This is a genomic window from Halomonas sp. NyZ770 (genome assembly GCF_020616575.1).
Lineage (GTDB): Bacteria > Pseudomonadota > Gammaproteobacteria > Pseudomonadales > Halomonadaceae > Vreelandella > Vreelandella hamiltonii.
On the sequence record NZ_CP085143.1, the window covers coordinates 1,261,927 to 1,274,285 of the forward strand.

The 12,359-nt window shown below is 62.8% G+C and carries 6 protein-coding genes; all 6 read left to right on the top strand.

Going from position 1 to position 12,359, the window contains the following annotated elements:
* Positions 1-136: 136 nt before the first annotated feature.
* The 6 genes from LG409_RS05905 (at position 137) to LG409_RS05930 (ending at position 12,288) form a co-directional block, all read left to right on the top strand.
* A complete protein-coding gene (locus tag LG409_RS05905) occupies positions 137-2,278 on the top strand; it encodes a methyl-accepting chemotaxis protein (RefSeq protein WP_039183694.1) in 2,142 nt (713 codons plus the stop codon).
* A 189-nt stretch (positions 2,279-2,467) separates the two neighbouring features.
* Entirely contained in the window at positions 2,468-3,823 is a 1,356-nt protein-coding gene (locus LG409_RS05910) for an IS1182 family transposase (RefSeq protein WP_016913619.1), read from the top strand.
* A 240-nt stretch (positions 3,824-4,063) separates the two neighbouring features.
* A complete protein-coding gene (locus tag LG409_RS05915) occupies positions 4,064-6,214 on the top strand; it encodes a methyl-accepting chemotaxis protein (protein WP_039183696.1) in 2,151 nt (716 codons plus the stop codon).
* Between the two features lie 130 nt (positions 6,215-6,344).
* Positions 6,345-8,189 (top strand): dihydroxy-acid dehydratase, encoded by a 1,845-nt coding sequence (ilvD, locus tag LG409_RS05920; RefSeq protein WP_227407815.1) that lies wholly within the window; start codon positions 6,345-6,347, stop codon positions 8,187-8,189.
* A 75-nt stretch (positions 8,190-8,264) separates the two neighbouring features.
* Positions 8,265-9,320 carry an oxidoreductase gene (locus tag LG409_RS05925; RefSeq protein ID WP_227407816.1) on the top strand — a complete coding sequence of 352 codons (1,056 nt, stop codon included), beginning with the start codon at positions 8,265-8,267 and terminating at the stop codon, positions 9,318-9,320.
* Between the two features lie 1,612 nt (positions 9,321-10,932).
* On the top strand, positions 10,933-12,288 hold the full coding sequence (locus LG409_RS05930) for an IS1182 family transposase (protein WP_016913619.1): 1,356 nt from the start codon (positions 10,933-10,935) through the stop codon (positions 12,286-12,288).
* Positions 12,289-12,359 lie beyond the last annotated feature (71 nt).

The window sequence follows — 12,359 nt, forward strand, 5'->3', positions numbered from 1 at the left end:
ACGGTATCGGTCTTTCCTTTCGGCGCCGCTCTTTGAAGAGCGGCGTTTTTTATATGGCTATTTGAGGATTAACGCGACTTAATACGTTGGATAATGAGAGAACTCAAAAAATCGAATAACACCCTGGGGAGCCGCGATGCGTAACAACCAGCCCGTGACACAGCGCGAATACGTGCTTGACGAAGAAACCGTTCTGATTTCTCGCTCCGACCTGAAAGGCAACGTGACTTATGCCAACGCAGCCTTCGTGGAGGTCAGCGGTTACAGCCGTGAGGAGTTGATGGGGGCACCCCACAACATGATCCGACACCCGGACATGCCCGAGGCCGCCTATGCCGACTTCTGGAAAACCATCCAGGCAGGCGGCACCTGGCAGGGTACGGTCAAGAACCGTCGCAAGAACGGCGATCATTACTGGGTCAATGCCACCGTGGCGCCGCTGCGCGACGGCGAGCGGATCGTGGGCTATACCTCGCTGCGCCGCAAGGCGTCTGCCAAGCGGATCGCCCGGGCCGAGCAGGTGTATGCCGAGATTCGTGCCAAGGGCAAATCACGCCGCTACCGGTTGCACCAGGGCGCACTGATTCGGCGTGGCCTGGGCGGGCTTGTGGCGCGCTTTCAGTTCAGTAGTTTAAAGGCCAAGCTGACGGGGATGGTCGTTACCGCGCTGTTGCTGCTGGGCATGGCGGGGGGGCTTGGCGTCTATGGGTTGATGGTGTCGGGGGAGCGGTTGGATACGCTGAACCGCTCGGGGCTCGAGGCGATTGCCAACCTGCAGCTCATGGAGCGCCAGGTAGGGCTCACCGTCGAACAGCTGGAGCCCGCGGTGCGCAACCCGCGCCGGGTAGACTTGGTGGCCCTTGAATCGCGGCTGCAAGAAGTCACTCAGTCGGTCCAGACCCTGTGGGATGAGTATGAGTCGGATAGCGCAGCCGCTCCTGACGTGCTGCAAGTGGTCGAGGCGTCGTTGAATGCCTGGATCACTGGCGTGACCAGCGCCATGACGGCGGTCAGTCAGGCCAACGGCTTTGCCGCGTTCGAAGCTTTCAATGATGCCGTGCAGCCCGCCACCGAGCAGTTGCGACAGTTGAGTGACCAGCTCGTCGATGCCGAGCGGGAAGGCGCCCATGCGCTGGTGGCTCTAGCGCATCAGGGCCGTCAGCAGATGCTAGTGGCGCAACTGGTGCTGATGGCCGTAGGGCTACTGGTGATGATCGGCTTGAGCGTGATGATCCTGCGCTCGGTGATGCGCAGCCTGGCGGGCGCGCGCTACATGACCTTCCAGATTGCCGCAGGCAACCTGGCCGCCCGTGAGCGTCGTCAAAGCAACGATGAGCTGGGAGAGCTGCTCTATTCGCTGGACACCATGCGTTTCAGCCTTTCCAGTATCGTCAGCGAGGTCGAAAACCGAGTGGCGGTGGTGACGCCTGCGATTCAGCAGATCGCCGCTGAGAACGAGGAGCTAGCATCGCGTACCGAGCAACAGGCCTCCTCGCTGCAGCAAACGGCCTCCAGCATGGAAGAGATGACCTCTACCGTGCAGCAGAATACCGACAACGCGCGCCAGGCCACCGAACTGGCTCAGCAAAACGCCAGCAGCACTCAGGAAACCCGCCAGCAAATGGAGCAGCTGGTAGAGCGTATGCAGCGTATTGCCCAGCGCGCCGAGAAGATGACCGAGATGATCGGCGTGATTGATGGCATTGCCTTCCAGACCAATATCCTGGCGCTGAACGCCTCCGTCGAGGCCGCCCGAGCTGGGGAGCATGGTCGCGGCTTTGCCGTGGTGGCCAGTGAAGTGCGCACCCTGGCCAGCCGCAGTGCTGATGCTGCCCAGGAAATCCGCAAGATGATCGACAGCACCACTCAGGAGGTCAGCGGTGGGCGCAGCGCCGTGGAGCAAGCCGAAAGCGCCATCGAGAACGTCGTCCGCCAGGTCAATCAGGTGAGCGAACTAATGGCCTCGATCAGCACCGCTTCCAGCGAGCAGAGCAGTGGAATCGGCCAGATCAACTCGGCCATTGCGGAGATGGACAACGTCACACAGCAAAACGCCACCAAGGTTCAGTCCATTGCCGCCTCCGCAGACAACCTGACCCTGGAAGCCTTCGAACTGGCCAACGTGGTCGATGCGTTCCGCCTGGAAGGTGCCCAGGAAGAGAGTATTGCGGCAGCGCGGGAAAAACTGGCGCGTGTGAAGAAAGCCGTTCTTCAGCAGCCTGATGCGTCGGCACGCCATGCGTTGCCCCACCAGGACGAGCCTTGGGGAACCTTCTGACGGGGTGCTGTGCTCAGCATCAATGAAAACCCACGATGTGTTGTGCCTATGCCACCCCCGGGTGGCATATTTTTTGCCTGTTTTTCATAACGACGGCTGCATATCAATGCGCGTCACTAGCAGCCTGTCGGTCTTTCCGTTGCACCGTGAGATACTGACCACCGTCATCGCCGAGCTGAGAAGATCGCCATGAGCCGCTTCATCCCTGTGGATCGCCAGACCGATTACCTGCTGCCGCCTTCGGTAGACGAGTGGTTGCCCGATGGTCACCTGGCGCGGTTCGTTGTCGATGTTGTCGAACAACTGGACCTCTCGACGTTGACCCGGCGTTACATGGGGCGGGGTTCCAAGGCACATCACCCGGCGGTGCTACTGAGCCTGCTGATCTACGGCTACGCCACCGGGGTGGTCTCCAGCCGCAAGATCGAGCGTGCCACCTATGACTCGGTGGCGTTCCGCTACCTGGCCGCCAATACCCATCCCGACCATGACACGCTGGCCACCTTTCGCCGCCGCTTTCTGCCGGAACTGGAACAGTTGTTCGTACAGGTGCTGCTGCTGGCCCGCGAGATGAAGCTGCTCAAGCTTGGCACCATCGCCCTGGACGGCACCAAGCTCAAGGCCAACGCCAGCAAGCACAAGGCGTTGTCGTATGGCCATGCCAAGAAGCTGGAGGCACAGTTCAGGGCAGAGGTGAAAGCGCTGACCGAGCGGGCCGAGTCGGCGGACAAGGAGGACGCGGCCGACGGCATGGATATCCCCGCCGAGATTGCCCGCCGTGAAGCCCGCCTGGCGGCCATCGCTGAGGCGAAGGCCAAGATCGAGGCGCGCGCCGAGGAGCGGGACGCCACCGAGCAAGCCGCCTATCAGGAAAAGGTGGCGCGGCGGGAGGCGCAGCGCAAGGCCGGCAAGAAGCCCCGTGGGCGTGACCCCGAACCGCCCACTGGTGGCCCGCGTGACAAGGATCAGATCAATTTCACCGACCCGCAGTCGCGCATCATGCCGGTCACCGGCAAGGGGTTTGATCAGTGCTACAACGCCCAAGCCGCGGTTGATACCGAGAGTCTGCTGGTGACCCATGTCCACGTCACGCAGGCGACCAATGACAAGCAGCAAGTCATGCCGCTACTGACGGCCTGGCAAGGTTACCCGGAAACGCTGGGAAAACCTGACCACCTGCTGGGTGATACCGGCTACTTCAGTGCCAGCAATATCCAGGCCTGCCATGACCATGGTATCGAACCGCTGTTGGCGATGAAGCGAGACGTCCATCACCTTCCGGTCTTTGAACGTTTCGCCGCGGATCCGCCTGCCCCGGAGAGCGAGGACCCCGTCGAACAGATGGCACACCGCTTGAAGACGCAGGCGGGCCGAGCGCTCTACGCATTGCGCAAACATACCGTGGAGCCGGTCTTCGGGATCATCAAACACGTGATGGGGTTCCGGCAGTTCTCGCTACGCGGACTGGATAAGGTCAGCGGCGAGTGGCGATTGGCCACCATGGCGTGGAATATCAAGCGGATGCACCGGTTGACGGCGGGCTGAGGGCTCGCCGCGCCCAACCGGCCAGCAGGCAAGGCGTCAGAACCGCCTTGCAGAAGCTGAGGGGCAGGTTAAGAGCCACACAACAGCACCAACACCAACACCAACACAGGGGGGGGTGAAGAACCCACGCCTCAGCTCATCCATTAACCTCAAGTCCGACAGACTGCTAGGTCGGCTTGGTAAAAGGAAGCGCTGGGTCATCAGGCGAAACATGCCTTTCAAAAAAATACAGGGGACTTCATGAGCACATCTAGCCAGGCAACCCTTGAGCTGACAGACGATCAGGTGCTGATTTCACGCTCCGACCGCCAGGGTAATATCACCTACGTCAATCAGACGTTCATTGAAGTAAGCGGCTATTCACAGGCTGAGCTACTGGGCGAACCCCATCGTATTTTCCGTGATCCCGAGATGCCTGCTCAGGTCTTCAAGAACATGTGGGCCACCATCGAGCAAGGCAACACCTGGCAGGGGGTGGTCAAGAACCGCTGTAAGAACGGCGATACTTATTGGGTGCATACCACCGTGGCGCCACTGTTGGACGGTGAACGGGTGGCGGGTTACACCGCCATTCGCCGCCGGGCATCGCACAAGGCCGTCACACGTGCTGCCAAAGGTTATAGCGCCATGCAGCAGGGGCGTGCCAGAGGGTTTATGCTCCATCGTGGTGCATTACGTCGCACCGGGGTGCGTGGTTGGGTGCAACGCTTCAGTTTCAGTAGCATGCAGGCCAAATTGATGGGCATGGTCGTCGCTGCCATTCTACTGCTGACGGTGGCAGGGGCCGCCGGTGTCTATGGCTTGACCAGTTCTGCCGAGCGCCTGCGTACCCTCAACCAGACCGGCCTGGAAGGCATTGCCGATTTGCAGCAGATCGAGCAGCGTAGCGCCCAGTTACTGCAGGTGTTGGAGCCTGCCGTGCGTAACCCTCGCCGCGTGGACCTCACTCAGCTCGATGAGCAGCTGGCATCCCTCCAGCAGCAAATCGAGCAAACCTGGCAAGGCTTTACCGAACAGCGTCAGCAGGCCAGCGGTGTGCAGCAAGGGTTGACCGCCCATTTGGCGACGTTTCTTGGCGGCTCGACCACCGCCATGACGGCGATTCGCGAGGGCAATGGCTTTGCGGCCTTTGAAGCCTTCAACGACATCGTCAGGCCCACCTCGGAGAGTATCAGTGCCACCATCAATCTGCTGGTCGATAACGAGCGCGCGGCAGCTCACAGCCTGATGGCCGATGCCGAGCGGCAGCAGCAATGGCTGCTATGGGGGCAAGTGGGCGTGCTGCTGTTCGGTATTGCGCTCATGGTCGGGCTCAGCGTGGCGGTGTTGAAATCACTGCTGAAGTCGCTCAGTGAGGCGCGGCGTGTCACCTTTCAAATCGCTGCGGGTAACCTGGCCAACCGTGTCACCTTGAAGCGGGATGACGAACTGGGCGAGCTTCTGGCCTCGCTGGAAACCATGCGGGCCAGCCTCTCAGGGCTGATTACCGAAGTGGGCAACAAGGTCGAGGTGGTCACGCCTGCGTCCGAGCAGATCAAACAGGAAAACGAAGACCTCGCCTCACGTACCGAGCAGCAGGCTTCGTCGCTGCAGCAGACGGCGTCCAGCATGGATCAGATCACCGCCACGGTGCAGCAGAATACCGAAAATGCCCGCCAGGCCAACCAACTGGCCATGCAGAATGCCGCCACCAGCCGTGAAACCGGCGAGCACATGCAGGCGCTGGTGGAACGCATGGAGCGCATTGCGGCCAGCGCCGACAAGATGAACGACATCATCAGCGTCATCGATGGCATTGCCTTCCAGACCAATATCCTCGCGCTGAATGCCTCGGTGGAGGCTGCCCGTGCCGGAGAGCAGGGGCGTGGTTTTGCCGTGGTGGCCAACGAGGTGCGCAACCTGGCAGGCCGCAGTGCCGACGCAGCAGGCGAAATTCGCCGCTTGATCGACACCTCTACCCAGGAAATCGCGGGTGGGACCAGTGCGGTGAAGCAAGCCGAGCAGGCCATCGAGCAGGTGGTCAATCAGGTCATGCGTGTCAGCGACATCATGGAGGAGATCAGCACTGCGTCCGACGAGCAGAGCAGCGGTATTGCCCAGATCAACATGGCCGTCTCCGAGATGGATCACGTGACCCAGCAAAATGCCACCAAGGTGCAGTCCATTTCCAGCGCTGCTCAGCGGTTGACCAATGAAGCCTTGGACCTTGCCAACGTGATCGCGGCTTTCCGCCTGGAAGGGGCCGAGGAGGAGAGTAGCGAAATGGCGCGGATTCGCGTGGCGCGTGCTGGGCAGTCGGCCAGCTTGCCGTCACCCTCGGCCTCTTCGTCAGCGCCGTCGAAGCGTCCGCTGGTGAAGGCTCGTGCCGCGGAGGAGTGGGCAACCTTTTAAAGCATGTCCGGTATTGGTTGTTCTCTACGTCTAGTCTCAGCGGTTCGCTCATGCCACAATCGAAGACCGCTGGATTCACCCGCCCGCCACCTCGTATGTGGCGGGCCATGATAAAGACGTAGAGGACACCATGCCCCAGTATCGCTCCCGTACCACTACCGCTGGCCGCAACATGGCAGGCGCTCGTGCCCTTTGGCGTGCCACCGGCATGAAGGATGACGACTTTCACAAACCGATCATCGCGGTAGCCAACTCGTTCACCCAGTTCGTGCCCGGCCATGTGCACCTGAAAGACATGGGGCAACTGGTCGCCCGCGAAATCGAAAAAGCGGGTGGCGTTGCCAAAGAGTTCAATACCATCGCCGTGGATGACGGTATCGCCATGGGCCATGACGGCATGCTCTACTCGCTGCCCAGCCGCGATATCATTGCCGACAGCGTCGAGTACATGTGCAACGCCCACTGTGCCGATGCGCTGGTGTGCATTTCCAACTGCGACAAGATCACCCCCGGAATGCTGATGGCCGCCATGCGGCTCAACATTCCCGTCATTTTCGTCTCCGGCGGCCCCATGGAAGCCGGCAAGACCAAGCTTCTGGATCACGGCCTGGATCTGGTCGATGCCATGGTCATGGCCGCAGACGACAGCGTCGACGACGAAACCCTGGCAGAAGTCGAGCGCAGCGCATGCCCCACCTGTGGCAGCTGCTCGGGCATGTTCACCGCCAACTCCATGAACTGTCTGATGGAGGCGCTGGGCCTGGCACTTCCCGGTAACGGCACCGTGCTGGCGACCCATGCCGATCGCCGTCGCCTGTTCGAAACGGCGGGCCATCGTATCGTCGAGCTGGCCAAGCGTTATTACGAAGGCGAAGAGGCACACCTGCTGCCCCGCGCCATTGGCAACAAGGCCGCCTTCAAGAATGCCATGACCCTGGACATCGCCATGGGCGGTTCCACCAATACCATCCTGCACCTGCTGGCGGCGGCTCAAGAGGCAGAAGTCGACTTCACCATGGCGGATATCGACCGCCTTTCCCGTGAAGTGCCGCAGCTGTGCAAAGTGGCGCCCAATACTCAGAAATACCATATCGAAGACGTGCACCGCGCGGGTGGCATCATGGCCATTCTGGGCGAGCTGGACCGGGCGGGGGTGCTGGATACCTCGGTGCCCACCGTGTACGGCGACAGCCTGAAAGCCGCGCTGGACGAGTGGGATATCATGCGCTCGCCCAGTTCAGAAGTGGTCGAATTCTTCAAGGCAGGCCCGGGGGGCATTCCGACCCAAACCGCGTTCTCCCAGAGCGCCCGTTGGCCAAGCCTGGACGGCGACCGTGCCACTGGCTGTATCCGCGATCTGAAGCACGCTTTCTCCCGTGAGGGCGGCCTCGCCGTGCTCTACGGCAACATCGCCCTGGATGGCTGTGTGGTCAAGACCGCCGGTGTAGACGACTCCATCCTGGTATTCGAGGGCAAGGCTCACGTGGTGGAGTCCCAGGATCAGGCAGTGGCCAACGTGCTGGATGGCAAAGTCAAAGAGGGCGACGTGGTGGTCATCCGCTACGAAGGCCCCAAAGGTGGCCCCGGTATGCAAGAGATGCTGTACCCCACCTCCTACCTGAAATCCAAAGGGCTGGGCAAGGCGTGCGCGCTGCTGACCGACGGCCGTTTCTCCGGGGGCACCTCAGGCTTGTCGATTGGTCACGTATCACCTGAGGCCGCCGCCGGGGGTGCCATCGGGCTGGTCGAGCAGGGCGATACCATTCTGATCGACATCCCCAACCGCACCATCAACGTGCAGCTGAGCGATGCCGAGCTGGCCAAGCGCCGCGACGCCATGGAGTCGCGTGGCAAGGACGCCTGGAAGCCCGTCGAGCAGCGCCCGCGCAAGGTGACGCCTGCCCTCAAGGCCTATGCCCTGCTGGCCACCTCCGCCGACAAGGGCGCAGTACGCGACCTCTCCAAACTGGATTGATCGGCTTATCTCACAGCCCGCGAAAGCGGGCTGTTTTTTTTGTGGTATATCATCCAACACCTATCGAGGAGCGTCATGAAGGCGACGATCAATGTGGGCCTGGTCGGCTATGGTTTTGCGAGTAAAACGTTTCATGCGCCGCTGATTCAGGCGGTACCGGGGTTGGAACTGGTGGCGGTATCTTCCAGCGATGCCAGCAAGGTGACTGCCGACTTGCCCCAGGTGGCGGTCGAGCGCGAGGCTCTGGTGCTGTGTCAACGCAAGGATCTGGATCTGATCGTTATCCCAACGCCCAATGATACTCACTTTCCCCTGGCCAAGGCCGCGCTGGCGGCAGGCAAGCATGTGGTGGTCGACAAGCCCTTTACCGTCACGCTGTCGGAGGCCAGGCAACTCAAGGCCCTGGCGGCGGATAAAGAGTGCCTGCTCTCGGTATTTCACAATCGCCGTTGGGACAGCGACTTCTTGACCGTCAAGGCACTGCTGGCCGAAGGCACGCTGGGGCGAGTGACGGGCTTCGAATCCCGCTTCGATCGTTTTCGTCCGGAGGTGCGCGACCGCTGGCGCGAAAAAGCCGCGCCCGGGGGCGGCATCTGGTACGACCTTGGGCCTCACCTGCTGGACCAGGCCTGCGAGCTGTTTGGCATGCCCCACGCCATCCTGCTGGAGATCGGCGCGCGCCGAGACGCCGCCCATGCCGACGATGACTTCCTGGCTCTGCTGGAGTACGACGGCTGCCGTGTCAGCTTGAGTGCAGGCACCCTGGTGGCTGAGCCCACTCCCCGCTATCGCCTGCATGGCACGCTGGGCAGCTATGTGAAGATGGGGCTCGACCCACAGGAAGCGCGCTTGAAAGCAGGCGAGACCCCCACGCCGCACTGGGGACAGGACATTCCCGGCATGCTCACCCTACGCGAAGGGCAAGGCGAAGATGCCCCGCTGGTCAGTCACGAACACCCCACGCTACCCGGCGACTACCTCGCCTATTACCAGGGCGTTGCCGACGCCATCCGCCAACAAGCCCCCCTCCCAGTCTCCGTCGAGGACGCCCTGCGCAGCATGACCTTGCTCGAAGCCGGCCTCGACAGCCACCGCCAACGCCGCTGGATAGCGTTGAAGCACCACTCATAAAGCCGCCCATGTATTAAATGCCTGCCTGAATGTGGAGCGGCAGGGTGGTTTCGTGGCCTCGCCGGGGCAGCTGGCCGCCGCCCTCCGCGGGTGCCTCTTTCGCTCGTTGCTCTCGCTCCATCGTTACGCCGCGCTACGGGGTGTTGCCGGAATTTGGAGGGTCGGGATACCCGTAGCGCGGCGTAAGCGGAGCGCACCCGCGAAGCAGCGCGAGGAGCGCTGCCGGTGGGGGCTCGGGGGTGGGCGGTGGCACGGTTGGTGGTGATGGCGTGATCGGGGCGGCTGGCCGCCGCCCTCCGCGGGTGCCTCATTTGCTCGTGCCTCGCAAGATTCGTTACACCGCGCTACGGGGTGTTGCCGGAATTTGGAGGGTCGGGATACCCGTAGCGCGGCGTAAGCGGAGCGCACCCGCGAAGCAGCGCGGAGAGCGCTGCCGGTGGGGGCTCGTGGATGGCGGTGGCACGGTGGGGGATGGTGGCTCCATCGGGGCGGCTGGCGCCGCCTTCGCGCCGGGCCGCCGCTGCGGGTGCCTCATTTGCTCGTGCCTCGCAAGATTCGTTACGCCGCGCTACGGGAGGTTGCTGGCACTTGGAGAGGCGGGTTACCCGTAGCGCGGCGTAAGCGGAGCGCACCCGCGAAGCAGCGCGGAGAGCGCTGCCGATGGAGCCACATGGGGCGGCGGTGGCACGGTGGGGGATGGTGGCCTCATCGGGGCGGCTGGTGCCGCCTCCGCGGGTGCCTCTTTCGATCGTTGCTCTCGCTCAATCGTTACGCCGCGCTACGGGAGGTTGCATGTGCTTAGGGAGCGGTATAACCGTAGCGCGGTGTAAGCGAAGCGCACCCGCGAAGCAGTGCGGAGAGCGCTGCCGATGGGGGCTCGGGGGTGGCGGTGGCACGGTTGGTTGTGGTGGCGTGATCGGGGCGGCTGGCGCCGCCCTTCGCGGGTGCCTCATTTGCTCGTGCCTCGCAAGATTCGTTACGCCGCGCTACGGGGTGTTGCTGGCATTTGGAAGTTCGGGACACCCGTAGCGCGGCGTAAGCGGAGCGCACCCGCGAAGCAGCGCGGAGAGCGCTGCCGATGGGGGCGCATAGGTGGGCGGTGGTGCGGTTGGTGGTGGCCTCATCGGGGCGGCTGGTGCCGCCTTCTCGCCGGGCCGCCTCCGCGGGTGCCTCTTTCGCTCGTTGCTCTCGCTCAATCGTTACGCCGCGCTACGGGGTGTTGCTGGAATTTGGAGGGCCGGGATACCCGTAGCGCGGCGTAAGCGAAGCGCACCCGCGAAGCAGCGCGGAGAGCGCTGCCGATGGGGGCTCGGGGATGGCGGTGGCACGGTGGTGGATGGTGGCATGATCGGGGCGGCTGGCCGCCGCCCTTCGCGGGTGCCTCATTTGCTCGTGCCTCGCAAGATTCGTTACGCCGCGCTACGGGAGGTTGCCGGAATTTGGGGGGGCGGGTTACCCGTAGCGCGGCGTAAGCGGAGCGCACCCGCGAAGCAGCGCGGAGAGCGCTGCCGGTGGGGGCGCAGGGGTGTTGATTCGGCGCTAGCAGCCTGTCGGTCTTTCCGTTGCACCGTGAGATACTGACCACCGTCATCGCCGAGCTGAGAAGATCGCCATGAGCCGCTTCATCCCTGTGGATCGCCAGACCGATTACCTGCTGCCGCCTTCGGTAGACGAGTGGTTGCCCGATGGTCACCTGGCGCGGTTCGTTGTCGATGTTGTCGAACAACTGGACCTCTCGACGTTGACCCGGCGTTACATGGGGCGGGGTTCCAAGGCACATCACCCGGCGGTGCTACTGAGCCTGCTGATCTACGGCTACGCCACCGGGGTGGTCTCCAGCCGCAAGATCGAGCGTGCCACCTATGACTCGGTGGCGTTCCGCTACCTGGCCGCCAATACCCATCCCGACCATGACACGCTGGCCACCTTTCGCCGCCGCTTTCTGCCGGAACTGGAACAGTTGTTCGTACAGGTGCTGCTGCTGGCCCGCGAGATGAAGCTGCTCAAGCTTGGCACCATCGCCCTGGACGGCACCAAGCTCAAGGCCAACGCCAGCAAGCACAAGGCGTTGTCGTATGGCCATGCCAAGAAGCTGGAGGCACAGTTCAGGGCAGAGGTGAAAGCGCTGACCGAGCGGGCCGAGTCGGCGGACAAGGAGGACGCGGCCGACGGCATGGATATCCCCGCCGAGATTGCCCGCCGTGAAGCCCGCCTGGCGGCCATCGCTGAGGCGAAGGCCAAGATCGAGGCGCGCGCCGAGGAGCGGGACGCCACCGAGCAAGCCGCCTATCAGGAAAAGGTGGCGCGGCGGGAGGCGCAGCGCAAGGCCGGCAAGAAGCCCCGTGGGCGTGACCCCGAACCGCCCACTGGTGGCCCGCGTGACAAGGATCAGATCAATTTCACCGACCCGCAGTCGCGCATCATGCCGGTCACCGGCAAGGGGTTTGATCAGTGCTACAACGCCCAAGCCGCGGTTGATACCGAGAGTCTGCTGGTGACCCATGTCCACGTCACGCAGGCGACCAATGACAAGCAGCAAGTCATGCCGCTACTGACGGCCTGGCAAGGTTACCCGGAAACGCTGGGAAAACCTGACCACCTGCTGGGTGATACCGGCTACTTCAGTGCCAGCAATATCCAGGCCTGCCATGACCATGGTATCGAACCGCTGTTGGCGATGAAGCGAGACGTCCATCACCTTCCGGTCTTTGAACGTTTCGCCGCGGATCCGCCTGCCCCGGAGAGCGAGGACCCCGTCGAACAGATGGCACACCGCTTGAAGACGCAGGCGGGCCGAGCGCTCTACGCATTGCGCAAACATACCGTGGAGCCGGTCTTCGGGATCATCAAACACGTGATGGGGTTCCGGCAGTTCTCGCTACGCGGACTGGATAAGGTCAGCGGCGAGTGGCGATTGGCCACCATGGCGTGGAATATCAAGCGGATGCACCGGTTGACGGCGGGCTGAGGGCTCGCCGCGCCCAACCGGCCAGCAGGCAAGGCGTCAGAACCGCCTTGCAGAAGCTGAGGGGCAGGTTA

Coding starts and splice junctions, on each gene's coding strand:
- LG409_RS05925 (WP_227407816.1), top strand. CDS start 8,265: ATGAAGGCGACGATCAATGTGGGCCTGGTCGGCTATGGTTTTGCGAGT.
- LG409_RS05910 (WP_016913619.1), top strand. CDS start 2,468: ATGAGCCGCTTCATCCCTGTGGATCGCCAGACCGATTACCTGCTGCCG.
- LG409_RS05915 (WP_039183696.1), top strand. CDS start 4,064: ATGAGCACATCTAGCCAGGCAACCCTTGAGCTGACAGACGATCAGGTG.
- ilvD (WP_227407815.1), top strand. CDS start 6,345: ATGCCCCAGTATCGCTCCCGTACCACTACCGCTGGCCGCAACATGGCA.
- LG409_RS05930 (WP_016913619.1), top strand. CDS start 10,933: ATGAGCCGCTTCATCCCTGTGGATCGCCAGACCGATTACCTGCTGCCG.
- LG409_RS05905 (WP_039183694.1), top strand. CDS start 137: ATGCGTAACAACCAGCCCGTGACACAGCGCGAATACGTGCTTGACGAA.